Raw genomic sequence first — 24,045 nt, 5'->3', positions numbered from 1 at the left:
CGGATTATCCGGCGGGCCTTTTTCCAATAACAGCTAAAATCAACTTACACCACTACGTTCACCATGCGGCCGGGCACGACGATGAACTTCTTGGGTTCCTTGCCGTCGGCGAAGCGGGGCAGGAAGTCGGAGGCGCGCACGGCGGCTTCGATGTCGGCGGGGGTGGCGGTGGCGGGGAACTGCAGCGTCTCGCGCACCTTGCCGTTGATGGCTACGGGGTAGTTCACGGTGTCTTCCACCAGATACTCCTCCCGGAACTCGGGGTACTGGGTGTGGCTGATGCTGCCGGCCGGGTGGCCGAGCTGCTGCCACAGCTCCTCGGCGAGGTGCGGGGCGTAGGGGGAGAGCAGCAGCACCAGCGGCTCCAGGATGGCGCGTTTGTGGCAGTCGAGGGCCGTCAGCTCGTTCACCGTAATCATCAGGGCGCTGACGGTGGTGTTGAACGAGAACTTCTCGATGTCCTCTTCCACCTTGCGGATGGCCTTGTGCAGGGCCTTCAGCTCCTGGGGCGTCGCGGCCTCATCGGTTACGGCGAAGGTGCCGTCCTGGGGGTGGTAGAGGCGCCAGAGCTTCTTGAGGAAGCCGGCCACGCCGCTCATGCCGTTGGTGTTCCAAGGCTTGAACTGCTCCAGCGGCCCGAGGAACATCTCGTACAAGCGCAGCGCATCGGCCCCATATTTGTCGATTAGAACGTCAGGATTAACGACGTTGTATTTTGACTTCGACATTTTTTCGACCTCAGGCCGAGTTTTAAATGGAGCCGGATGGCTGGCTGGATTTTTTATTTCTCCAAGCCCACTTCTAGAGTGCTCAACATGCTCTATATCAAGAATCTCATCGAATCCTTTGTAGATATAAGTTTCACTGCTCTTATCGTAATGGAACACATGAAACCCATTTTCACACACAAAAACAGCAGAAGATTCTTCTCTTTTATTCTTGAGATACGATAATATGTTTTCTACATCCATTTCCGAGTTTCTTGTTAAATCTATCGGAACATGGGTTTCAATATACTGTGGCAGTTTGCTATCTGCATATTTTTCACTGTATACATCTGCGCTTAGGTACACACTGAAAACGTCATTATTCAAAAGTTGTCTGCTGCCTTTTTTAGTGATAATAAAAGCAGAGTTTGATGCTCCTTCGCCTTCGTCACCAGCTGTAGTTTTGTAACCACTGCGTCGGATCTTCTCTGAAACCCCCAGAATCATGCCCTGGTTGATGAGCTTCTGGAAGGGCTCGGGGGCGGATACCACGCCGAGGTCTTTCAGGAACAGGTGCCAGAAGCGGGAGTAGAGCAAGTGGCCCGTAGCATGCTCTGCGCCACCCATATATAAATCCACCTGCTGCCAATACTGCTCGGCTTCTTCGCCCACAAAACGGCCGGTGTTCTGCGGGTCCATGTAGCGGAGGTAGTACCAGCTGGAGCCGGCCCAGCCGGGCATGGTGCTCAGCTCGTACTCGTAGAGGCCCTTGTATTTCCAGTCCTTGGCGCGGCCCAGGGGCGGTTCACCGGTTTCGGTGGGCTTGTACTCGTCGATTTCCGGGAGCACCAGGGGCAGGTCGGCTTCGGCCACGCCATAGGCGGTGCCTTCCTTGTAGTAAATCGGGATGGGCTCGCCCCAGTAGCGCTGGCGGCCGAAGATGGCGTCGCGGATGCGGAAGTTGGTTTTGCCCTTGCCGATGCCGCGCTGCTCCAGCTCCCCGATCAGGGTTTGGGTGGCCTGCTTGTAGTTCTGGCCCTTGATGAGGCCGTGCAAGTAGAGGCCGTCCTTGGTGGGGTCGGCCTGCTCGTCGATCTGCTGGGCATCGACTACCTGTACGATGGGCAGGTCGAAGTTCTTGGCGAATACGTAGTCGCGCTGGTCGCCCGAGGGCACGGCCATCACGGCGCCGGTGCCGTAGCCGGCCAGCACGTAATCGGCAATCCAGATCTGGATGGGCTCGTTGCTGAGCGGATTGAGGGCGTAGGCACCGGTGAAAGCGCCGGTAACCGTTTTGGTATCGGCCATCCGGTCGCGCTCCGAGCGGCGCTTGGTGGCGTCGATGTAGTCCTGGATTTCGGCCTGCTGCCCCGGCGTGGTCAGCTCCTTCACCAGCTCATGCTCGGGCGCCAGCACCAGGAACGTGGCACCGTAAATGGTGTCAACCCGCGTCGTATAGACTTTAATCTGCGCCTGCTCGTGGTCCTGCACCTGGAACGTGACTTCAGCCCCGATGCTTTTGCCGATCCAGTTGCGCTGCATTTCCTTCACGGCGTCGGGCCAGTCGAGGGTGTCGAGGCCCTGCAGGAGGCGGTCGGCGTAGGCGGTGATGCGCAGGTTCCACTGGGGCATCAGGCGGCGCTCCACGGGGAAGCCGCCGCGCTCCGAGAGGCCGTCTTTTACTTCATCATTCGACAACACCGTGCCCAGGCCGGGGCACCAGTTCACGTAGGTGTCCTGCTGATAGGCCAGGCGGTAGGGGTGTACGACTTCCAGGCGCTGCTTTTCCGAGAATAGCTTCCACTGGCCCGCCGTGAAGCTGTGGCGCTCCTCGTCGTCGCCGGCCGCCCGGATACCTTCGCTGCCGTTCTGCTCGAACTTCTCCAGCAGGGTTTTCAGCGGCTCGGCCTTGTTGGTGTCGAGGTTGTACCAGCTATTGAACAGCTTGAGGAAAATCCACTGCGTCCACTTGTAATACGCCGGGTCGGAGGTGCGCACCTCGCGGCTCCAATCGTAGCTGAAGCCCAGCGAGTTGAGCTGCCGGATGTAGGTGTCGATGTTCTGCTCGGTGGTCAGGGCCGGGTGCTGGCCGGTCTGGATGGCGTACTGCTCGGCGGGCAAACCAAACGAGTCGAAACCCATGGGATGCAGCACGTTGAAGCCACGCAGGCGCTTGTAGCGCGACACGATATCGGAGGCAATGTAGCCCAGCGGATGGCCGACGTGCAGCCCCGCCCCGCTGGGGTACGGAAACATGTCGAGCACGTAGTATTTGGGCTTGTCGGAGGCGTTATCGGCCTTGAACGTCTGCTGATCTTTCCAGTGGGCTTGCCACTTTTTCTCAATATCCTGGGGATGGTAGCCGGGCATGGACAGTCGGTAATTCGATGAATCGGAACGGGCGAAATTACGCGGAATTGCCGGGAAAACGCCGCCTTCTTCGTTTGGGGCCGATAGGGGAGTGTAGAGACGCGTATTCGCGTCTCGTCGTTGCTGACGTTGTTTGATGAACGGTGCGGTTCCGGGTCGTTCAATGTAGAGACGCGAAGGGTCGCGTCTCTACATCGTGTTAATTGGGGGGCGCGGTGCCGGGTCGTTCAACGACGAGACGCAAAATATTGCGTCTCTACAATCGTACTGACGTGGTTGGGGCGGTGCGGTGCCGGGTCATTCAACGACGAGACGCGAATACGCGTCTCTACATCGTGCTAGCTGACAGTCGAACTGTTCAGCAGCAACTGCTCCGTAGCCCAGGGTTTAAACCCTGGGCTACGGAGCAACGGCGCATTGGGCCAACACCCGCGCAACTCCACCGTAAGCACTTCGATACTTCCGCCCCAAATTCCGCCCGCCTATGCCTCTGATGAAGTACCCGACGCTGCTGCTGCGCTTTCTGCGCCAACGGTTTGATTTGCGTGACGATACCGCCGACCCGGCCGTGATAGAGGAGAGCGTGGAGTCGGGCGTTTCGTTTCGGGGGACCAATCTGTGGGTGCTGATTTTCGCCATCCTCATTGCCTCGGTGGGGCTCAACGTCAATTCCACGGCCGTTATCATCGGGGCCATGCTGATTTCGCCGCTGATGGGGCCGCTGGTAAGCATCGGCTACAGCGCCGCCACCAACAACCCCGATCTACTGCGGCGGGCCGTGAAAAACCTGGGGCTGGCGGTGGTTATCAGCCTGCTTACCTCCACGGTGTACTTCCTGCTGACGCCGCTGAGCGGGGCGCAGTCGGAGCTGCTGGCCCGCACTGAGCCCACCATCTGGGACGTGCTCATTGCCCTGTTCGGGGGGCTGGCCGGGGCCGTGGGCCTCACGCGCCGCGAGAAAAGCAACGTCATTCCCGGCGTGGCCATTGCCACGGCCCTCATGCCGCCGCTTTGCACGGCCGGCTACGGCCTGGCCTCGGGCCACTGGAACTACGCGCTGGGCGCGTTCTACCTGTTTTCCATCAACTGCGTGTTCATCACGCTGGCGGCTTTCCTGGTGATTCGGTTTCTGGGGCTGCCGGCCCACCGGTTTCAGGATGAGGCCCAGGCCCGGCGGGTGCGCCGCCTGATGCTGGCGGCGGCCGTGGTGGTGGCCGGCCCCAGCGTGTGGCTGGGCTACCGCATCGTGCAACGCTCGGTGTACGCCCACGCCGCTGAGGATTTTGTGGCCAAGGAGCTGAATTTCGCGGGTACCTACGTGGTAACGCGGCAGATTGACCCCCGGCAGCGCACTATCAATGTGCTGCTGGTGGGCCGTCCCGTGGACACGGTGCGGTTGGGCGCGGCCCGCCGGGAACTGGCCCGCTACCGCCTCGGCGGCACCGCGTTGGTGGTGCGCCAGGGCCTGCAGGCCTACGACTCATTTGATGCCCAGAGCCTGCGCCAGAGTTTGCTGGAAGACGTGCGCGCCCGCCAGAGCCAGGCCCAGAGCCGCTACGAGGTGGAGCTGAACCGCCTGCAACAGCTGGTGGTGGCCGCCCGCACCGCTTTGCCCGCCCCCGAGGCCCTGCTGCGCGAGGTGCAGGTAGAGCACCCCGCCATCCGTCGCCTGACCCTCACGGCACTGCCCCGCCCCGCCATTCCCCGCGACTCGCTCCCCGCCGATACCGTGCTGGTGGTCAGTGCGGAAACCCGCGACTCAGTGCCACCTGCGGAGCGGGCGCGGCTGGCGCAGTGGCTGCGGGTGCGCACCAACCGTCCGCAGGTGCAGCTGCTGCTAGCGCCTGTAGCTGCCCGTCGGGCCGTGGCCAAAGTGGCGTTGCCCGCCGTGCGCGTGCAGCCTTTGCCTCGCAAGGCGGCAAAAAGCAAATAGGAGCGGCAGATAGGCACATTTCGGAACGTCATGCTGAGCTTGTCGAAGCATCTCTACCGCTTCGTTGCAACATCAATCCAAAGAAGCAGTAGAGATGCGTCGGCGAGCTCAGCATGACGTTCCAGGGCTTTTGCACACAGCCGGTCTATCCTGCCACCGGCAGCGTGAAGCGGAAGTGGCTGCCCTGCGCCGGCTCGCTCACCACCCACAGGCGGCCTCCCTGGGCCTCGATGAACTCGCGGGAGATGCTCAGGCCCAGGCCCGAGCCGCCCTTGTGGCCGGTGGTATTGGGCACTTCCGAAAAACGCTGGAAAATCCGCTCGTGGTGTTCGGGCGCGATGCCCGGCCCGCAGTCCTGTACGCTGATGGTCAGCTCGTGCGCGGCGTGCTGGTCGGCGCGCACGCACAGGTCGGCGCCGCGGGGGGAGTAGCGGATGGCGTTGGCCAGCAGGTTGATGAGCACCCAGGTGGTCTTTTCCACGTCGGCGCGGGCGGCGGGCAGGCTCGCGGGCAGCTCCAGGCGCAGGCGCAGCTCCTTGTCCTCCACCTGCGGGCGCACCGTGTCGATGGCGTAATTCACCACCTGGGCCAGGGTGATGGGCTGCACGTCGAACTGGATTTCGGCCCCAGCATCCAGCCTGGACACGGCCAGCAGCTGGCCCACCATGCCCAGCAGGCGCTGGGTTTCGTCGCCGATGCCGTCGGCAATGCGCTGGCGCTCCTCGGGCTCGGTGCGCTCATCCTGCAACAGCATTAGGCTGAGCTTGATGCTGGCCAGAGGGGTTTTCAGCTCGTGCGAAATGGTGGCCAGGTAGTTCGACTTCACCTCATCGAGCTTCTTGAAGTCGGACACGTTGCGCAGACTCAGGATGTGGCCCACAAACTCGGTGCGGCCGGTTTCGCGGTTGCGGCTCACGATGTGGTTGAGGGTGAGCTGGTAGTAGGCCGTTTCGCCGTCGGGGCGGGTGAAGGTGAGCGTGACGGGGGCGGGCGTGGTGCCGGCCTGGGCGCCTTCCTGGGCCAGCAGGGGGCGGAACAGGGCATTGAGCAGCTCGGTTTCCTGGCTCAGGTCCTCGGCCCGACGGCCCACCAGCGCGGCAGCCTCGCGGCCCAGCAGCTCCCGGGCCACGGGGTTGGCCAGCAGCACGGTGCGGTCGGGGTCGAGCAGGAGCAGGCCCTCATCGAGGTGCTCGATGAGGCTTTCCAGGCGGCTGCGCTCGGTGGCCAAAGCCGCCCGCGTGACGCTGCGCTGGTCCTGCATGTAGCCGAAGGCGCGGTTCAGGGCCAGGGCCACGGCGCCCACTTCGTCGTTTTTGGCAATGGACACCTGGGTGGCCGGGCCGGGGCTGGCCACGTCCTCCACGTCGGCGCGCAGGCGGCGCAACGGGCGCAGCACGGCCCGGGGCAGGCGCACCACCAAACTCAGGCCCACCACCGTGCTTAGCAGCAGCAACACCAGCACCGTGCGCCGGGCCCCGCGGGCGGTGGCGGCGGCCTGGTCGGTCTGGCGGTTGAAGGAGCGGGCGTTGAGTTGCATCATGCGGTGGGTGGCGGCCCGCAGCTGGTGCAGCTGGGCTACCTGGGCGGCGTCCGGGGCGCGGTCATCCACCAGGCGCTGGTAGTCGGCCAGCTGCTGGGTGAGCGTGTCCACCAGCTCCAGCTCGCCGGGCTCGGTGATGTTGGCGGCCTCGCGGGTGAGGGCGCGGCGCAGCTGCTGCAGCGGCGGCTGGGCCGTGGGCCGGTCCTGCAGCGCCTCCAGGGCCCGCAGCATCTGCTCGCCGTACTCCACCGAGCGGAAGTTGGCCCGCTGAATCCCCCGGGCCCCGCCTTCCAGCCGCTGCAAACTGAAGAACGTGTACCCGCCCAGCCCCAGCAGCAGGACCAGCATCAGCGCAATGCTCAGGCGGATTTTGAGTTTGAGGGACATTATTTGGGGTATGAGGGTGGGCGGGTTTGAGTTTAGGAGTTGTCTGTCATCCTGAGCTTGCGAAGGACCTTATGCCAGTTGCACGATGGTCGTTCAGCAGTTTTTTAGCCCGCAGAGGACGCAGAAGGGTGCGCGGAGGGCGCAGAGTCGTTCGGAAGGAGTTGTTCAGGCGTGACAAGGTCCTTCGCAGGCTCAGGATGACAGACAACTCCTATGCTCTTGCCACGTCCTACAACTCGTACTCCTGCACTTTCCTATACAGCGTCGTCAGGCCGATGCCGAGGCGGCGGGCGGCTTCGGTTTTGTTGCCTTGGCACTGGTGCAGCACCTGGCGGATGTGGCGGGCTTCCACGGCGCGCAGGCTCTGGTCGGCGGGGTCGGCGTCGGGGCTGAGGGGGGCGGGCAGGGTGTGGAACTCGTCGGGGAGGTAGCCGGCGGAGAGGGGCTGGTCGGCGGGGGCCAGGATGGCGGCGCGCTCCAGCACGTTTTTCAGCTCGCGCACGTTGCCGGGCCACTCGTAGCGCTGCAGCAGCTCCACGCACTCGGGCTCCAGGCCCGGCAGGCGCTTGCGCAGCTGGGCCGCGAAGTGCTGCAGAAAGTGGGCAGCCAGGGCCGGCACGTCGGCGGCCCGGTCGCGCAGGCTGGGCACGTGGAGGGTGAAGACGGAGAGGCGGTAGTAGAGGTCGGGGCGGAAGCGGCCCTCGGCGGCTTCCTGCTTGAGGTTGCGGTTGGTGGCGGCCACAATGCGCACGTTTACGCTGGTGGGCTTGGTGTCGCCGAGCTTGGTGAACTGCCGCGTCTCCAGCACCCGCAGGAACTTGGCCTGCACGTTCAGCTCCAGCTCCCCGATTTCGTCCAGAAACAGCGTGCCGCCGCTGGCTTCCTCCAGCAGTCCCTTCTTATCGGCCAGCGCGCCCGTAAACGCACCCTTCTTGTAGCCAAACAGCTCCGATTCCAGCAAATCCTTGGGGAAGGCCGAGCAGTTCACGGCCACAAACGACTTGGCTTTCCGCTCACTGGCCTCGTGCAGGGCCTGGGCAAACAGCTCCTTACCCGCGCCGGTGGGGCCTTCCAGCAGCACGGTGCTGTCGGTGGGGGCTACCTGGCGGGCCAGGTCCTGGGCGCGGCGCAGGGCCGGGGCCGTACCAATCATGCTCTCGAAGCTGAACCGCTGGCTCATGCGCCGCTCCAACTCGGCCACGCGGTGGCGCAGACGGGCTTTTTCGGCGGCGCGCTCCACCACCACCACCAGCTGCTGCTCGTAGTCGCCCTTGGTGAGGTAGTCGAAGGCGCCCTGCTTCATGGCCCGCACGCCGTCGGGGATGGTGCCGAAGGCGGTGAGCAGCACAATTTCGCAGTCGGGGGCCTTGGCGCGGTAGCGCGGCATCAGGTCCACGCCGTGGCCGTCGGGCAGCTTCACGTCGGAAATGACCACCAGCACCTCGCGGGCGTGCTGCTGGAGCAGCTCCAGGCCGCGGCTGGCATCGGGGGCCTGCAGTACGGTGTAGCCTTCCAGCTCCAACACCCGCGCCAACAGCTGCCGCAGGCGCGGTTCATCATCAATCAGGAGCAGGGTACCGGTGGGCATTGGGGGAGGGGTAAGATCTGAGAATTGCGCAAATGTAGAGACGCGACACTTCGCGTCTCGTCGTTGCTGATGTTGTTTTATCTGATTTCGTGCCTGCCACATTGCCCGAGCGGCGCGCACGACGAGACGCAAAGTGTCGCGTCTCTACAACTGTTCAACGATATAGGCCTTCGCCGTTGTCGTATTCCTTTGCCCAACGGGTTGGATTGGTGACGATATACGAGCGGATTTTCTCCAGTTCGGCTTCGCTGCGTACCACCCGGTCATGAAACCGGGCCTGCCATTGAAAAGTCAGCTGGTGATGGCGCGCGTACGTGGTAACCGCCGATTTAAACCCGCGCAACACAGAAGCTAGGTTGCGCGACTGTGGCCCAAACCGGTTTTCGTAGGCCAGTAGAGACGCGACACTTCGCGTCTCCTCGTCCGCGCCATCAGGTTCGTCCTTGTCGAACAGCAATACCCCGTGCAGGTGGTCCGGCATCAATACAAACGCATCCAGCCGCACAAATGGCGCAAACTGTGGAATGGCGTCCCAGTATTCCGACGCCTTTACCCCCAAAGGCGTGGGCCGTAAAAATGCGGCGTCCCAATCGTTTCTTGGAACTTCTATAGTGCCAAAATAGGGTTGGCGCTGATGCGTGCAAATCGTGACAAAATAAGCTCCGCTTTGCCCGTAGTTATAACCCGGCAAACGGTTGGATGGAATGCGGTATTGGTCGTGTAATAGCGGTTCATCCATCCTCCTGAACGATGTAGAGACGCGACACTTCGCGTCTCAGCGTTGGAACGAATACAGTTAGCGGCCATTCAAGGTAACTGTTGTATTCCAGTCGTTCAATGAGGAGACGCGAAGTGTCGCGTCTCTACATCGTTCTGCGGTTGCATCGGTGGTTTTGGTTGTTCAGCGGGGAGACGCGAAGTGTCGTGTCTCTACAATCGTTCTGCTACGCACTCTGCCGAATCTCCTCCTTCAGATGCTCCACAAACCGGACGAACTCCGGTTCGGCTTCCACGTTTTCGTGCCAGGCGAGGCCCATTTCGGCGAGGTTGTACTGGTGCTGGGGGCTGATGGTGGCGCCGGGTAGCAGCTGGCCCGCGGCGTCGCGCTCCTGGCCTAGCAGCCAGAGCCGGTCGGAGAGGGCGGTGGTGGTGGCCAAGTCGTGGGAGACGATGACCACGGTGTTGAGCTCGTCGAGGGTGGTGACTTCGAGGATGATTTTGCGCACCTCGTCGAGCATGGCCACGTCGAGGCCGGAGAAGGGCTCGTCGAGGAGGATGAGGTGGTCGGAGCAGAGCAGCTGCTGGGCAATGGCGGCGCGCTGGCGCTGGCCGCCCGAGAGGTGGGCCGGGTATTTGGTGCGGTGGGCCGTGAGCTGGAACCGCTCCAGGTAGGCTTCGGCCTGGCGGCGGGCCTCGGCGGGGTCGGGGTAGCGGCGGGCGGCGGCCACCAGTAGGTTATCGAGAAGGGTGCGGTGGTTGAACAGCGGGTAGTGCTGTTGCACGAAGCCCACCGCGCCGGGCGTGGCCAGCTGCTGGGCCTCGCCCACCAGCACGGTGCCGCTGCTGGGGGCCAGCAGCCCCGCCATCAGCCGGCACAGGACAGACTTACCCATGCCCGAGCGGCCGTAGAAGCCCACCACCTGGCCCTGGCTCATGCCCGGCCGGCACACATCCAGCACCTGCGCCGAAATATCGCGCAGAATGGTTTCCCCATTCAGCGTCAGCGACACATTGTCGAGGGTGAGGACGGGGGATTTGTAGGAGTAGGGAGTCATGGGGGGAGTAGTTTGCCTCACCCCCCGGCCCCCTCTCCTTCAGAGAGGGGGAGCCACGGCGGCTCGGCGGATGCGCGTTTTTTGAAGAATCGGAGGAAGCCGCCAAAACAGGCTCAAGGCATCGTCCGGCTCTCCCTCTCTGAAGGAGAGGGGGCTGGGGGGTGAGGCGAACTACCGTGCCGCCGCCAGTCCGGCGTAGGGGAAGAACACGCGGCGGAGCAACTCGAACAGGTAGTCCTGGGCGGCGCCGGCGGCCAGGATGACGAGCTGGATGGCCACTACGCCGTCGAGGTGGAGGTAGCGGTTTTGCTTGTAGAGTAGCAGGCCGATGCCGCCTTCGGATTGGTAGAGGGTTTCCACCAACGTAATCATCGTCCAGATGATGGCGAAGTTCTGGCGCACCACTTCCATCATATCGGCCAGCTTGCCTAGCACCACCACTTCCCAGAAGCTGCGCCACTCGCCCAGGCCCAGGGTGCGGGCGTGGTCCAGCTCCTGCTGAGTGGTGCTGAGCATCACGGCCGTCATGCCCGTGACCAGGTACACGGTGGTGGCGAAGGTGAGCACCGAGAGCTTCACCTCGTGGCCCGAGCTCACCAGCAGGGCCACGAAGAAGGTGAGGCCGGTGAGGGTAAGGTAGCGCATCTTGGAAGCCGCGTAGGCCAACGGCCGGAAAAAGGGCAGGGCCGTGAGATAGGAAATCAGCAGCGCCAGCACCGTGGCCATGCCCAAAGCCTGCAACGCGGTGGTCATGCTGGCCCACAGCTCCGGCACCAGGCCCTGGGTGGTGGTGAGGTCCGCGAGGGCGCGCAGCACGTCACCGAGGGAGGGGAACAGCTGCAGCGGATAAAACAGCCACAGCAGCAGCAGCAGTCCCGCCTGCCCGGCCGCCATCAGGGCAAACGTGGTGCGCGGCGGCCGGGCGTTGGGGAGGAAGAGGGATTTCATGGGGGGTAGTAGTTGTCAGTTGTTCGTTGTCAGTTGTTAGTGGCTGGTTGGGGTTTATTGTCCGTTGTCAGCTGTTCGTCACCAATGGGAGGCAACGAACAGACTGATAACGGACAACGAGCAACTGACAACCCACTTAGTTGCCCAGCACGATTTCCACGCGGCGGTTGCGGGCTTTGCCTTCGGGGGTGGTGTTGGGGGCTACCGGCTCCTGGGCGCCGTGGGCGTAGGTTTGCACGCGGCCGGCGGGGAAGGCGCTGGCGCTGCGCTGCTCCAGCCACTGGCGCACGGCCTCGGCGCGGTCCTGGCTGAGCTGCTGGTTGCGCTGGGTGTCGCCCACGTTGTCGGTGTGGCCGTGCACGGCTACTTTGAGGCGGCCGGCTACTACCAGGTCGTTGAAGAGCTGGTCGAGCTGCTGCTCGGCGGCGGGCGTGAAGGTGCGCTGGCCGGTGTTGAACTCGATGTTCCAGGCCCGGCGGCTCACGCTCTGGCGGATTTCGTCATCGGCGGCAAACTGCTGCTGCTCGGCCGGGGCCAGGTTTTTGCCGCGGTACTTGTCCTGCAGCTTGCGCAGCGGGGCGAGGTCCAGCATCTGGTCGAGGGGCACGTAGCTGGGCAGCTCCCGGGGGTAGAGCTGGTGCTGCACGTCGCCGAAGGTTTTGTACACGGCGGCGTAGATGTTGGTGCCGCCTTCGTTGAGGCCAAACAGGGCCAGGTTATCGGCGAAGTTGAAGGCCTTGGAGCCGCCCAGCTCCACCACCTCGCCGTTGCGGTCGGCCTCGCTCACGCCCTTGTAGTAGCGCAGCCAGTAGCTGCCGGGCTTGTCCTTATCGCCGTACACGGAGGCCGAAATATCGGCGGCGCGGCTCAGGGCCTCGGGGTGAGATTTTACCTGGTCGCCAGACACGGCCAGGGCCGTCATCAGGGCTTCCACTTCCTTGGGGTGGGCGTCGTACCAGCGCTTGGTGGTCACCATGATGTTGGGCATCTGGTTGCTGTAGTCCTTGGTGCTCACGATGTTCACCAGGCCGCCTTTCTGCTTGGCAATGTTCACGTCGCCGGGCGTCCAAGTGGCTACGGCGTCGGCTACCACGTCTACTTTCACGCCGGTGTTTTTGCCTTTTACCACCTTCACGCGCTGCTCGGGCTTGCCGATGATGTATTTTTCGGCGGCCACCAGGAAGTCGGAGGCGGCCATGAAGTTCACGGCCTCGGGGTCGTAGGTGGTTTCGTCGGGGTTGACTTTCAGGCCGTTGTCGGCGCACCATTTCAGGGCAATGTTCTGGTCCCCGTCGCGCAGGTAGCAGGCCACGGTTTTGCCCAAGGCGGCTTTGGGATTTTCCAGCCACTCCTTGGGGCCCATCAGCTTGTCTTCGCCGAAGCTCTTGCCCACCGAGTAGGGAATGATTTGCAGGCCGGTGCCGGCTTTTTCCAGCTGGGGCTGTACCGCCGAGAAGGCCGGCAACCCGTCGCCCATGATGCTCACCAGCAGGCCCGGGGTTTCGGGGTTGCTTTGCAGGTCGAGGGCGTTTTTCACCAGGTCGGCCTGCATTTTGGCCACGTCGTCCTGGCGCACAATCTGCATATCCAGGCCGCCGGCGGCCATGCTGGAGCCCTGAGTGGTGCGGGGGCCGCCGTTGGCCAGCATGCCAGCCATCTGCGAGTTCCAGGCCATCACTTCCCACACGAGCGGAGTGCCCTTACCGGCCGGCGTTTCAGAAGGCAGCGGGGCCAGCGGTACGGCCACGTTGGTTCGCGAGCCTCCGGCGCTGCTTGGCAGCTCAATGGAGCTCAGCAGCACCGATTCGGTGGCGGCTTTCTTGAACAGCACCCCGCTCTGCACGAGCTTGTTGATGCCGAAGTACAGCAGCGCTGCAAGTAGGACGCCTAGTACCAATTTACCACGGGTTGTCATTGTCGTTGTTGGTTTTGGGTTGGTTGTTTTTCGTTGTTGTTCCGGCACGCGGCTCCCGGTCCCCAGTTCCCAGGGCTGAAGCCCTGGGCTATTTAGGGCGTGTGTGGGGCGTGAGCGGTCATTTGAGGCGCTGCATAGCCCAGGGCTTCAGCCCTGGGACGCCTAGGGCGTGGAGGCCGGTTAGTCCAGCAGACTGCGGTAGGCGTCGTTGGTGGCGGTGCGCTGCTGAGTAGTGTTGGGGGCGGGCTTCTCGTCGAGCAGGGCGTTGAAGTCGCCTTTCTGATACTTTTCGAGCAGACGCTGGCCTTTTTCGCTCATCACGCCGTTCTGGATGTCCATTTCCTTCACGAACTCCTGCGAGTAGCGCATGGCCTGCTTGATCTGGCCGAGCTGCTGGGCCATGTCCTGGGCCACCCGGTCGGTGGCCAGGTCGAAGAAGTACTTCTTGTCCGGGTCGCCGCGCAGGATGTTCATGGCGGCGCGCATGCCTGAGCTGGTGCGCTTCACCAGCTGGTACTCGTCCTTGAGCAGGTTCACCTTGAACTTGCTGCCGTCAATCTGGCGCAAAGCGGCTTTCAGGATCTGCCGCATCACCAGGCTCACGTTCTGGGTGGTGGTGGCCATGGGCTGCAGGCGCTGGTTGTAGTCCTGCAGCTGGGCGGCGCGGCTGGCGTACTGTTCGGCGGCGTCGGGCTCGCGCTGGCGGGTGGCGGCGTCGGCCAGGGCCAGGTACTCGCGCATCTGCAGGGTGTTGGCTTCCAGCTTGCGCTTCACCAGCTCGTGGGCGCCCTCCACGTGGCCCACTTCCTCCTCCATCTTGCGGGCCTCCTGCGAGGTGCTGCGGATGTAGTCCTCCATGATACCGATGGGGTCGGTGTTGACGAAGATGCCGGCGGCGGTGCGGAAGATGCGCTGCCCGGCGTACCACAGCCCCGCCTTCACGCGGGGGCTAGTCAACACCAGCCAGGCGGCCAGCAACACGCCTAGCCCGATGCCCAGCTTCACGGTGTCGAATACCATTTCTACCAGAAACGGCACGATGGTGCCCCAGCCGTACACGCCGGCCCCTGCCAGCCCGGCCAGAAATACCCAGCCGGCCACTTTTTCGGGCTGCTGCCACTTGGGCAGCTCGCCGGTTTTAAAATCGGGAGTGGAAAGAGAGTTCATCAGTGAAATGGTGAGATGGTGAAATGGCGAGTAAGGGGACGGTTAGAAGTCGGAGGGAAGGACCAGGATTTTCACCCGGGCCGGGCCGCTTCACTTCAGCAAAAAGGCCTGCAAGGCCTGCTGGTGGGATTTTAGCTCGGCCGAGGCGGTGGCGTGGGCCAGCTCGTAGGAGGCCAGGGCGGCCGTGGCTTTCTGCTGCTGCTGCTGCAACTCCTGGCGCACGGCCTGCAGGCGCTGCTGGGCTTCTTCCAGCTGCCGGGCCAGGTCGGCGAGGCCGGTTTGCAGCTGCTGCTCCTGCAGCTGCAGCTGCACCAGGGGGCTGGGCGGTACGTTCGGAATCCGGATTTCGCCCACCTTCTCGCGGTGCCGCTCCAGAATACTGTTGCGGTCCGAGGTCAGCTTCAGCTCAAACTGCTCAGCCGATTTCAGCAGCGCCGGCAAATCCAGGCTGGTCACGGCGGCAAAGGCGTTGAAGGCCGTCTGGTACAGGATGGGGCCCGAGAGGCCGCTGGCCTGCAGGCTGGTCACCATTTTGGTGAAGGCCATGAAGTCCTTGCCGTCGCCGGAGAGCAGCTGCCGGATGTGGTCGAGGTGGCGCTGCTCGGGCTGGGTGAGGAGCGGGGCCGCCAGTGGCGCGGCCGGGGCGGTGGCGGCCCCGCTGCCCAGCGGAAACAGGGCCGGCTGGCCCGGCAGGGCCCGGACAGCCACTGCGGCTACCGAGGGGCCGCCCGGGGAAGCTTCCTCAATGAAGAAGTCTTTGGCGGCTTTGGTGATGGAATCGAAGAGCGGCATGGTTGGCGGCGTTTAGGAGGATGAATGCCTATTGCCAAACCGGATGCCGCCAGCTGTCTACCTGGATTAAATTATATATAAGTTGTTGTTAATCAGCAGATAAAATAAAAAATAGCCAACGCGTATGCGTTGGCTATTTCGTTGCACCCTATCAAAATGGAAGGGTGAAAATCCGGAATGGTAGGCTGGGTGGAGGCTTACGGCGAGGTTTTCAGCCTGAAAACCCCGCTGCTTTTTACTGCAGCTTCCAGGTTTTGGCGCGGTCCTCGGTGAAAGCGGCCAGGATCAGGCTGCCCTCGGGCTGAAACTGCACGAAGCTGGTGCGGCCCTTGCCCTGGCAGGTGAAAATCAGCTGCTTTTCGGGCGGGCTCCATACTGAGGTAAGGCCGGTAGGGCTGCCCAGCAGCACCAGCTGGGCGTCTTCGTCGAAGGCAATGGCCACGGCGGGTTGCTCCAGCGGCTGGGTGTGGGGCGCGGCGCTGGTGCCGGGGTGCCAGCTGCGGAACTCGGGCGTGCCGGCCACCGCCAGCAGACTGTCGCGCCCGAAGCTGAGGCCCTGCACGGGAGTGCGAAACAGTGCCACCTGCTGGTGGGTGCGGGTTTTGAGGTCCTGCACCAGCACCGTGCCCGTATCGAAGCCGGTGGCCAAGCGCGTGCCGTCGGTGCTGAAGCTCAGGGCCGTGATGTCGCCCACCACGAGGCCGCTGAATTCCAGTTCCACGGGCTCGGTGGCGGGGTAGCGCAGGTTCCAGAGCCAGCGCCGGCTCCGTGAGGCCAGCAGCGCCTGCTGTCCATCGGGCGAGAACAGCACCCGCGTGACGCCGGCCGGGGCCTGCCAGCGGGCCAGGGTGGTAAGGGTTTCGGGGTTCCAGGCGTGGGCCTGCCCGCTGGCATCCACGCTCACCACCGTATCGAGGCGGGGCGAGAAGGCGAAGGCCACCACCGGCTGCTGGTGGCCCCGGTAGGTGCGCAGCAGCAGGCCGGTACCGGTCTGGAAAACTGCCACTTGGGCGGTGCCGCCGCTCACGCCCACCAGCCGGCCGTTGCGGCTGAAGCCGGTGAGCGAGCCGGAGCCCTCGGGCATCACAAACTCGCGGCGGGGCGTGGGCAGGGCCCCGGGCCCCAGCAGCCAGCTCAGCAGCAGAACAGAGAAAAGCCGAATCATACAGTTAGCGCATCACGGTGAATACCTTGGTTTCCGAGCCGGTGGGCACAGTCAGCTCCACGCTCTTGAGCAGCAGAGCGTCGTTTTTCAGCTCCAAAGCCGGCGTGCCGTAAATCACCTTGCCGAAGTTGTTGCGCAGCTGCTCGGCATCGCGCGGGGCCACCTTGATGAAAAACGGCCCCGCAAACAGCTTGGAGCTGACCTGATACATTTCCGTATCGGGGTTGTAGCTGGCCAGGCTGAAGTTCTGCCAGTCGGCACTTTGGGGGAAGGCGGCCAGCATCTTGGTGCGGGCTTCCTGCTTGAACTCCTCCCAGCGCTTGAGCTTCTGGGCCATGCGCTTCTGGTACTCGTCTGTTTTCTCAAACTCGCCCTTCTTCTCCCACTTCTCCAGCTGCGTATCGGCGTAGGCCGATACCCGGTCAAAGGTGGACGGCACCCGCCAGATTTTCAGGGACCCGTCGCGGCTCACGCTGGCCAGCTGGCGGCCGTCGGGGCTGAACACGAGGGTTTCCACCTCGGCCGTGTGAGCCTCGCCCGACACGTCGCGCACCAGCAAGCCGGTGGCCATGTCCCAGACTTTCACTTTCCGGTCGCCGCCGCAGGTGGCAATCAGCTGGCCGTCGGGGCTGAAGGTGGTGCCCCACACGTCGGAGAGGTGGGCCGGCACCACGGCCACGGCCTGGCGGGTGCTCACGTCCCAGATGCGGGCCGTGTTGTCCCAGGCCCCGCTCACCACAAAGCGTCCGTTGGGCGAGAAGCGGGCATCCCACACCTCGTCGGTGTGGCCGTTGAGCACGTATTTCTGCTGCCAGGTCTGGGTGTCCCAGCCGCGCACCGTCCGGTCGCCGCTGGCCGTGAGCAGCTCCGCGCCGTTGGGGCTGAAGGCTACCGACGTCATATTGTTGGAGCGGCCCTTGTTGGTGCGGTTTTTCTCGTAGGCGGCCGTGGAAGCCACGGCGGCGGCTTTCTGGCCGGTGAGGGTGGCTACTTTGATGCCGCTGAAGGTTTCCCACACGATGGCCTGGCCGTCCCAGCCGGCGCTGGCCACCAGCTTACTGTCGGGGCTAAAGGCCACGTCGCGCACGTAGTCGGTGTGGTCGGTGTTTTTGCGCAGGATTTCGCCCGTAATGGCATCCCACAGAATCAGGGCCTTATCTACGCCGCCCGAGGCAATGTAGCGGCCGTTGGGGCTGAACTTCACCGTCACCACATCGTCGGTGTGGCCATGCAGCACCATGGCCTGCTTGCCGGTTTCGGCGTCCCAAATCACAATATCTCGCCCCAGGCCGCCCGTAACCAGGCGCTTGCCATCTGGGCTATAGTCTACGGCCAGCAGGGCGGCGGACGTCTGAATGTTCTGGACCAGGTTGGGCGTGGCGGGGCCGCTGTCGGGGTCGGAGGCTGCATGGGCCAGCGGAGCCAGCAGGGCCAGGCCCAGCGCGAGTAGAGAAGCTTTCATACGGGGGATGTAGAAAAAATAAAATGAGAGAAACGGAGAGCAGAAGAAGCCCCTAGTACACACCGCCAATGGTGCGGTCGGGGAGGGCCGGCAGCGCCGGCAGGGCCTGTGGCGGGCGCAGGCGCAGCGAAGTGGTATCAGTGAGCGTGGCCAGAAAAGCCGTCAGGTCCTGCACGTCGGTGGTGCTCAGGGCGCCGGGCGTGGCCTGCTGGTGAAAGGCATCAGTGAAGGCCGCGGCCAGAGTGGCGTGCTGGCCCCGGGCCCCGTAGGGCGGCGTGACGGCCACGTTGCGCAGGCCGGGCGTTTTGAGCAGCAGACCGGTCTGCACCGGGTGCAGCTGGTCGTCGCGGAAGGCGGGGGCGGGGTGGCAGCGGCCGCACTCGGCGGCGGTGAACACGCGCAGGCCGCGCAGGGCCGGCTCGGGCAGGGCGGCCTGGCCGCGCTGGTACTGGTCGAAGGGGCTGTTGCGGGCCTGCTGGCTGCTGAGGAAGGCAATGAGGGCCTGGTTGATGGTGGCCTCGCCGATGGGCGCGGCGAAGGCCTGCCGGAAGCGGCGGCGGTACTCGCGGCTCTGGCTGAGCTGCCGGGCCACGGCGGCGTAGGTGGTGTTGAACTCGCGCGGGTTGGTTACCACGCTTTCAATCACCTCCGAAAGGCTGCCGGCCCGGCCATCGTGGAAAAACCGCGACTGGTCGGTGGCGTTGAGCAGGGTGGGCGTGTTGCGCTCCAGGCTGGCCGCCAGCCGGAACGCCCGGGCCGTGGACCGGTGGTCGGTGTAGGCTTTCTGGGGGCGGTGGCAGGAGGCGCAGCTGCGCTTGCCGTTGGCCGACAGCGCCGGCTCGTAGAACAGCAGCCAGCCCAGCTCCTGCTGCTGCCGGAGAGGGCGCGCGGGCGTAGCAGCCGGCACGGTTTCTAGAACCGGCCGGGTGCTCCACAGCAACCACAGAATACTATAACAGAACAACACGAAGCAACTCCTTTGGTCGGGCCAAACGCACAACTGGCGTTCAGATAAGTAACCAACGGCTGGGCTTGCGGGATTGGAAGCGGATTGCGTATCGGGTTAAAAAAGATAAAATTCTATATTAATTTATTTGAGCAATTGGTTAAGTTATATAATGTCTTTAATGAGCGTTTTAGGGCGCAAAAAAGGCCTTCCAACGCAGGGAAAATGAGGTTTCAATTTGGTGTCAAATTGCCGGATATATCCAGTTTTTGGAAACGGCCGCAAGCGACAGACGGGTAACCGGCCTCAGCCAGCCAGCGGGCAGCGCCCGTCCCAGGTGCCCTCCGTGCGCAGCACCCTGAACCGGGCAAACATCTCCTCGCCATACCAGTCTTCCTGGCGGGTGAGGCGGATAACTTCTTTGTGCTTTGGGCTGCGGTAGGCGTAGTCCTGCATGGCCCGGGCCGAGTCCCAGACACTCACGGTGGCCTGGCGCACCACCGGCAGCTCGCCCAGCCCGATGGCGGCGCGCACGCCCGGCGCCCCCGCAATGGTGGCACTCACCGGGGCCACGTAGCGCCAGAAGCGCGGTGTTTTCTGCCACCGGATCGAGGCCCGGGTGAGCACCATCACCGGCCCGTCCTCCGCAGCTACTGCAGCCTCTGAGTAGTCGAACGGATTCACGCCGTCCCATAGCCCGTGCGACTTGAGCGGGGCCAGCCACGCCGTCCAGATTTCCGAGGTGCGCTGCTGGTACTGCTGCCACAGCGGGTGCCCGTCGAAGAATGCCCGGGCCGCCTGTTCATCCTCCCACACAGCCATAAAGCCATAGCGGTGCAGGTTGGGCAAAGCCCCGAAACCGCCCGCGCCGCTGCCCAGCAGTTTCTGAAACCGCAGCCCCGGCACCCGCTGCAACGGCCCTTGGGCGGTGCCCATCTGAGCAAAGCCCCAGCGGCGCTGGTTGGGCAGGAGGGTGAGAATGGAAAGGGTGGTAAGAGGCAAGGTGAAAAGGGAATGGAGGGCTATTGGGCCGCAAGCTAAAGCCGGGCGTGGCAAAAAATGTTGTAGAGACGCGACACTTTGCGTCGTACCGTTGAACGGTGCTCGGGTCTGGCAGCTGGCAGCCATCAGGCCAGGGCATCGTGCCGATAGACTGCCGTAAGCAACCTCAGCAACGCCGAGAGGCGAGGTGTCGCGTCTCTACAACCGTTCGGACGCAAAAAAGGCCCGGAATTGCTTCCGGGCCTTTTCATATTGGTAGGTGAGACCTACTTCACTTCTACTTTGGCGTGCTCGTTCACGTCGTCGGAGGTGCTCCGTTCGCCGGTGGCCAAGGCTTTCACGTACGCGGCGGCCTGGGTGAGGAGGCTGCTGGGAGTATCCCAGTACTCGCCTTTCTCAATTTCCACTTTCAGGATGTAGATGCTCTCGTCGTCTTTGCCTTTGGGGAACCAGGCGCGCATTGGCTCGCTCCAGAGCTGGTCGATTTCGGCCTGGTCGCGGTAGGCGTTGGCCCGGCCCGAAACCGAGACGTAGATGTTATCGTCGGGCTGGCCGTAGCTCAGGTTGACGTGGCTGTCTTTTTTCACTTCGTACACCTTGGCCGAGTCCTTATCGGTCAGGAAGACCAAGGCGCTGCTGCCGTCGGGCTTCTGGGTGTACATAGGCCGGCTGCGGAGGCTGCCATCAGTGTCCTGGGTAGTGAGCATGGCAATGCGCACATCCTTAATCTTGTCGATGAGTTTGGAGAGGTCGTTGGTGACGGGCGATTTATCGGCCATGGTTGGGGTGTTTTAGAAGAGCAGGATGAATAACGAGTACTGCGGCCGGCCTAAAAAGCCGGTGGCTTGTTGTGCTGTACGGTTTCAGGCGCTGCCGGGTTGGCCCCGCGCACCTGCGCCACTCGCGGAGTTTTGCCGTACTTCCTGCTACTCTATGAATATCCTCGCCCACCTGTTGCTTTCCGGCTCGCCCGCCACCACCCCCGACTACCCCGATATTGTCGTCGGCAACTTTGCCGCCGAAGCCGTGCGGGGTCGCGCCGCCCTGGAAGCCTACCCGGCCGCCGTGCAGCGCGGCATCCGTCTGCACCGCTTCATCGACTCGTTCACTGATACGCACCCTGTTGTGCGGCGCACCACCGCCCGCCTGCGCGCCGCCGGCCTGGGCAAGTGGGCCGGCGTGGTGTCCGATGTGGGCTACGACCACCTGCTGGCCCGCGACTTCGCCAAGTTTCACCCATCAGAGCCGCTGCCGGATTTCGCCCAGCGCCAGTACCAGCTGTTGCATCAGCGCCGCCACGAGCTGCCCGAGCGTTTGCAGGAAATGCTACACTACATGCGTCAGCACGACTGGCTGACCGGCTACGCCCACCCCGAGGGCCTGCACCGCGCCCTGCTGGGCCTGAGCCGCCGCGTGCCCGCCGCCGCCGTGCTGGCCACCGGGGCCGCCGCATTTCTGGCGGAGCTTCCGGCGTATGAAGCGGATTTTCGGGAGTTCTGGCCGGAGCTGCGGGCGGGAGTATCTACACTCGTAACAGCAGCCGACCTGGAATTTCCGCCGTATTCTTGAGCCGATTTTTCGTCGAAAAGCAAAATTTACATGGGCGTTAAACATACTTGCTTCCCTTGTCAGCAGGCTTTCAATGTGCCCTATGGCGCAACAGGGCCATCAAAATGCCCGAGTTGCGGCGGTGCAATAGTGGTGATGGCGCACCGGTTTCGGCCGCCTAAAAAGCGTGAAACGGCTAAATGGGAGGTGGCTAAATACTTATCATACCACGGGTTCTTTTACCAGCACATTTACGATCGTCCGTGGGGTGGGCGTTGCGTGGATTACCCGGCCACGATGCAAGAGGCTCAAGAATTCGTTAAATCTTATCAGCAACAAGCTTGTAAGTCTGGTATGATTACAAATGTCCCGGTTGCAACGCTACGTGGATAGAGCAAGCAGAAGATTGTCACCGGCCCACCCGCGTTTCGTATTGCAGAAGCGTGGGTTTGTGTAGCTCCGGCGGGGCGGCGGGGGAGGACCTTTGTGCTGTTCAATCATTCTCCTGATTTACTGCACAATGAGCAACCTCAAACGAGTACCCCTGGGCAGCCAGGGTCTGGAAGCGCCGGTAGAAGGCCTGGGCTGCATGGGCATGACCAGCGGCGTCGGCGGCATGAGCGTGTACGGCGAGGCCGACGAGCGGGAAAGCCTGGCCACCCTGCACCGCGCCCTGGAGCTGGGCGTGAACCTGCTGGACACGGCTGACCTCTACGGCCCGCTGCTGAACGAGCAGCTGATTGGCCGCGCCATTGCCGGCCGCCGCCAAGAGGTTATCCTGGCCACTAAATTCGGCTTCGAAGTCGATGACAGCGGCACCTTCACCGGCCAGCTCAACGGCCACCCCGCCTACGCCCGCAAGTGCCTGGAACGCTCCCTGCGCAACCTTGGCACCGACAACGTGGACCTCTACTACCTGCACCGCCAGGACCCGCAGGTGCCCATCGAGGACAGCATCGGGGAGATGAGCCGGTTCGTGGAGGAGGGCAAGGTGCGCTACCTGGGCGTGTCGGAAACGCCGGTGGAGGCGTTGCGCCGGGCCCACGCCGTGCACCCCATTACGGCGCTGCAGACCGAGTATTCATTGTTTGATAGGGGTGTGGAGGAAACCGGAGCCTTGCAGGCGGCGCGGGAGCTGGGCATCGGGTTTGTGGCCTACTCGCCGCTGGGCCGGGGCTTTCTGTCGGGCGACATCAAGAGCCCCGACGACTTCGAGGCCAACGATTCGCGCCGGATTTTCCCGCGCTTCCAGGGCGAGAACTTCTACAAGAATCTGGAGCTGGTGCAGAAGCTCGAAACCCTGGCCGCGGCCAAAGGCGTGACGTCGGCGCAGCTGGCGCTGGCCTGGGTGCTGGCCCAGGGCGTGGTGGTCATACCGGGCACCAAGCGGCGCAAGTACCTGGAGCAGAACGTGGCCGCCGCCCACCTCACCCTCAGCCCCCAGGAGCTGGCCGAGCTGGAAGCCATTATGCCGGTCGGCGGCGCCGTGGGCGCGGCGTACCCGGAAGGCTTTTAAGGTCCGGATGGATGTAGAGACGTAATATTTTGCGTCTCGTCGTTGCTGACGTTGAAGCAGCTTGCAGAAGTCGGCTGAAGTGTAAAAGAACGTCATGCTGAGCTTGCCGAAGCATCTCGCGTGCTGACGCCGGATTACTCCTGCAACATCAGCACGCGAGATGCTTTGGCAGGTTCAGCATGACGTTCTGATTATCGTAGCGCGTTTCCAGCCATTCAACGACGCGGCGCGAATACGCCTCTCTACACCGCGCCGGCTGACTTATCTTGTCCTCTCTCTGTTCTTGTGTTATGAAACCAGCCACGCCACCTTTCCGCCTGCTTGCCTCGGTGAGCGACTTCGCCCGGCATTTCGGGTTTCCGCCGCCGGTGCACCCGCTGCTGTCGGTGGTGGATCTGACCCGGCACCGCAACCCACCCGTAACGGGGCCGGCTTTGCGGCAGCTCTACATCATTGCCCTCAAAAAGGGGCTGAAGGGCCGCCTGCAGTACGGCCACCACTCGTACGATTTCAGCGAAGGCGTGCTGGCCTTCTACGCTCCCGGCCAGGTGTGCGCCAGCGACCCGTCGGTGGATTTGTCGGAGTTAGAGGGCTGGATGCTGGTGTTTCATCCGGATCTGCTGCTGCGGCATCCGCTGGGCCGGAAGATCCTGGGCTACACCTTTTTCTCCTATCAGGTGAGTGAGGCTTTGCACCTCTCGGCCCGCGAGGAGCAGCTGCTGGAAGGGCTGATAGATACCATTCGCGCCGAGCACGAGCAACCGATTGACACGTTCAGCCAGGACGTGCTGGTGGCCCAGCTCGACGTGCTGCTGAGCTACGCCAACCGCTTCTACCACCGGCAGTTCCTCACGCGCCGCACCGCTGAACACGACCTGCTTTCCCGCTTCGAGCAGGAGCTGCACGACTACTTCGAGCAAAGCGCCGAACGGCCATTGCCTACCGTGCAGCACTTCGCCGACGCTCTGCACGTGTCGCCGGCCTACCTCGGCGATATGCTGCGCACCCTCACCGGCCAGAGCACCCAGCAGCACATCCACCAGACGCTCATCGAGAAAGCCAAACAGCTGCTGCTCAGCACGTCGCTGTCCGTGAACGAAACGGCCTACCAGCTGGGCTTCGAGTATCCGCAGTATTTCACCCGCCTGTTTAAAAGCAAAACCGGCTTCACGCCCGCCGCCTTCCGCCTGTCGGTGCAGTAGAAGCGGGTAGACGGTGCGGAACTGTCATGCTGAGCTTGTCGAAGCATCTCTACCGCTTCGCTGAATGCTATAGGATGGTTAG

General features: G+C 63.3%; 18 protein-coding genes. 4 read left to right on the top strand and 14 right to left on the bottom strand.

What is annotated here, in order from left to right; all coding sequences use genetic code 11:
• Window positions 1-44: 44 nt before the first annotated feature.
• Complete coding sequence (locus tag O3303_RS06645; protein ID WP_269561283.1) at window positions 45-3,077, bottom strand: leucine--tRNA ligase; 3,033 nt, start codon at window positions 3,075-3,077, stop codon at window positions 45-47.
• 484 nt (window positions 3,078-3,561) lie between these two features.
• On the opposite strand from O3303_RS06645, the gene O3303_RS06640 reads away from it, so the two are divergent.
• Window positions 3,562-5,010, top strand: coding sequence for a DUF389 domain-containing protein (locus O3303_RS06640; RefSeq protein ID WP_269561282.1), 1,449 nt, complete (start codon window positions 3,562-3,564; stop codon window positions 5,008-5,010).
• 145 nt (window positions 5,011-5,155) lie between these two features.
• On the opposite strand, the gene O3303_RS06635 is transcribed toward O3303_RS06640, so the two are convergent.
• The 13 genes from O3303_RS06635 to O3303_RS06575 all read right to left on the bottom strand — a co-directional run bounded on the left by O3303_RS06635 (window position 5,156) and on the right by O3303_RS06575 (window position 20,476).
• The gene (locus tag O3303_RS06635; protein WP_269561281.1) at window positions 5,156-6,937 is read right to left on the bottom strand and encodes a sensor histidine kinase; all 1,782 of its coding nucleotides are present in this window, start codon (window positions 6,935-6,937) and stop codon (window positions 5,156-5,158) included.
• Window positions 6,938-7,166: 229 nt separating this feature from the next.
• Window positions 7,167-8,525, bottom strand: coding sequence for a sigma-54-dependent transcriptional regulator (locus tag O3303_RS06630; protein WP_269561280.1), 1,359 nt, complete (start codon window positions 8,523-8,525; stop codon window positions 7,167-7,169).
• Between the two features lie 154 nt (window positions 8,526-8,679).
• Entirely contained in the window at window positions 8,680-9,264 is a 585-nt protein-coding gene (locus O3303_RS06625) for a transposase (RefSeq protein WP_269561279.1), read from the bottom strand.
• A gap of 205 nt (window positions 9,265-9,469) precedes the next feature.
• Window positions 9,470-10,300: an ATP-binding cassette domain-containing protein gene (locus O3303_RS06620; protein WP_269561278.1), complete on the bottom strand. Its 831-nt coding sequence runs from the start codon at window positions 10,298-10,300 to the stop codon at window positions 9,470-9,472.
• 171 nt (window positions 10,301-10,471) lie between these two features.
• Window positions 10,472-11,248, bottom strand: coding sequence for an ABC transporter permease (locus O3303_RS06615; RefSeq protein ID WP_269561277.1), 777 nt, complete (start codon window positions 11,246-11,248; stop codon window positions 10,472-10,474).
• A gap of 136 nt (window positions 11,249-11,384) precedes the next feature.
• Window positions 11,385-13,145, bottom strand: a complete 1,761-nt coding sequence (locus tag O3303_RS06610; protein ID WP_269561276.1) for an OmpA family protein — start codon at window positions 13,143-13,145, stop codon at window positions 11,385-11,387.
• 198 nt (window positions 13,146-13,343) lie between these two features.
• Complete coding sequence (locus O3303_RS06605) at window positions 13,344-14,330, bottom strand: hypothetical protein (RefSeq protein WP_269561275.1); 987 nt, start codon at window positions 14,328-14,330, stop codon at window positions 13,344-13,346.
• 90 nt (window positions 14,331-14,420) lie between these two features.
• Window positions 14,421-15,122, bottom strand: a complete 702-nt coding sequence (locus tag O3303_RS06600; RefSeq protein WP_269561274.1) for a hypothetical protein — start codon at window positions 15,120-15,122, stop codon at window positions 14,421-14,423.
• 235 nt (window positions 15,123-15,357) lie between these two features.
• Window positions 15,358-16,287: a WD40 repeat domain-containing protein gene (locus O3303_RS06595; protein ID WP_269561273.1), complete on the bottom strand. Its 930-nt coding sequence runs from the start codon at window positions 16,285-16,287 to the stop codon at window positions 15,358-15,360.
• A gap of 4 nt (window positions 16,288-16,291) precedes the next feature.
• Window positions 16,292-17,749 carry a WD40 repeat domain-containing protein gene (locus tag O3303_RS06590; protein ID WP_269561272.1) on the bottom strand — a complete coding sequence of 486 codons (1,458 nt, stop codon included), beginning with the start codon at window positions 17,747-17,749 and terminating at the stop codon, window positions 16,292-16,294.
• Between the two features lie 52 nt (window positions 17,750-17,801).
• On the bottom strand, window positions 17,802-18,656 hold the full coding sequence (locus tag O3303_RS06585; protein WP_269561271.1) for a cytochrome-c peroxidase: 855 nt from the start codon (window positions 18,654-18,656) through the stop codon (window positions 17,802-17,804).
• A 345-nt stretch (window positions 18,657-19,001) separates the two neighbouring features.
• Window positions 19,002-19,697, bottom strand: coding sequence for a spheroidene monooxygenase (locus O3303_RS06580; RefSeq protein ID WP_269561270.1), 696 nt, complete (start codon window positions 19,695-19,697; stop codon window positions 19,002-19,004).
• 266 nt (window positions 19,698-19,963) lie between these two features.
• Window positions 19,964-20,476, bottom strand: coding sequence for a pyridoxamine 5'-phosphate oxidase family protein (locus tag O3303_RS06575; RefSeq protein ID WP_269561269.1), 513 nt, complete (start codon window positions 20,474-20,476; stop codon window positions 19,964-19,966).
• 154 nt (window positions 20,477-20,630) lie between these two features.
• Here O3303_RS06575 and O3303_RS06570 point away from each other — a divergent pair, with 154 nt between their 5' ends.
• The 3 genes from O3303_RS06570 to O3303_RS06560 all read left to right on the top strand — a co-directional run bounded on the left by O3303_RS06570 (window position 20,631) and on the right by O3303_RS06560 (window position 23,963).
• Entirely contained in the window at window positions 20,631-21,266 is a 636-nt protein-coding gene (locus O3303_RS06570) for an acyl carrier protein phosphodiesterase (protein ID WP_269561268.1), read from the top strand.
• 499 nt (window positions 21,267-21,765) lie between these two features.
• Window positions 21,766-22,761, top strand: coding sequence for an aldo/keto reductase (locus tag O3303_RS06565; RefSeq protein ID WP_269561267.1), 996 nt, complete (start codon window positions 21,766-21,768; stop codon window positions 22,759-22,761).
• 290 nt (window positions 22,762-23,051) lie between these two features.
• Complete coding sequence (locus O3303_RS06560; protein WP_269561266.1) at window positions 23,052-23,963, top strand: helix-turn-helix domain-containing protein; 912 nt, start codon at window positions 23,052-23,054, stop codon at window positions 23,961-23,963.
• Window positions 23,964-24,045 lie beyond the last annotated feature (82 nt).

The sequence above is a fragment of the Hymenobacter canadensis genome, from assembly GCF_027359925.1.
GTDB lineage: Bacteria > Bacteroidota > Bacteroidia > Cytophagales > Hymenobacteraceae > Hymenobacter > Hymenobacter canadensis.
This window is presented reverse-complemented; position numbering and strand designations above follow the sequence as displayed.

Coding starts and splice junctions, on each gene's coding strand:
- O3303_RS06560 (WP_269561266.1), top strand. CDS start 23,052: ATGAAACCAGCCACGCCACCTTTCCGCCTGCTTGCCTCGGTGAGCGAC.
- O3303_RS06625 (WP_269561279.1), bottom strand. CDS start 9,264: ATGGATGAACCGCTATTACACGACCAATACCGCATTCCATCCAACCGT.
- O3303_RS06635 (WP_269561281.1), bottom strand. CDS start 6,937: ATGTCCCTCAAACTCAAAATCCGCCTGAGCATTGCGCTGATGCTGGTC.
- O3303_RS06605 (WP_269561275.1), bottom strand. CDS start 14,330: ATGAACTCTCTTTCCACTCCCGATTTTAAAACCGGCGAGCTGCCCAAG.
- O3303_RS06590 (WP_269561272.1), bottom strand. CDS start 17,749: ATGAAAGCTTCTCTACTCGCGCTGGGCCTGGCCCTGCTGGCTCCGCTG.
- O3303_RS06565 (WP_269561267.1), top strand. CDS start 21,766: ATGAGCAACCTCAAACGAGTACCCCTGGGCAGCCAGGGTCTGGAAGCG.
- O3303_RS06595 (WP_269561273.1), bottom strand. CDS start 16,287: ATGATTCGGCTTTTCTCTGTTCTGCTGCTGAGCTGGCTGCTGGGGCCC.
- O3303_RS06615 (WP_269561277.1), bottom strand. CDS start 11,248: ATGAAATCCCTCTTCCTCCCCAACGCCCGGCCGCCGCGCACCACGTTT.
- O3303_RS06640 (WP_269561282.1), top strand. CDS start 3,562: ATGCCTCTGATGAAGTACCCGACGCTGCTGCTGCGCTTTCTGCGCCAA.
- O3303_RS06575 (WP_269561269.1), bottom strand. CDS start 20,476: ATGGCCGATAAATCGCCCGTCACCAACGACCTCTCCAAACTCATCGAC.
- O3303_RS06600 (WP_269561274.1), bottom strand. CDS start 15,122: ATGCCGCTCTTCGATTCCATCACCAAAGCCGCCAAAGACTTCTTCATT.
- O3303_RS06570 (WP_269561268.1), top strand. CDS start 20,631: ATGAATATCCTCGCCCACCTGTTGCTTTCCGGCTCGCCCGCCACCACC.
- O3303_RS06630 (WP_269561280.1), bottom strand. CDS start 8,525: ATGCCCACCGGTACCCTGCTCCTGATTGATGATGAACCGCGCCTGCGG.
- O3303_RS06645 (WP_269561283.1), bottom strand. CDS start 3,077: ATGCCCGGCTACCATCCCCAGGATATTGAGAAAAAGTGGCAAGCCCAC.
- O3303_RS06620 (WP_269561278.1), bottom strand. CDS start 10,300: ATGACTCCCTACTCCTACAAATCCCCCGTCCTCACCCTCGACAATGTG.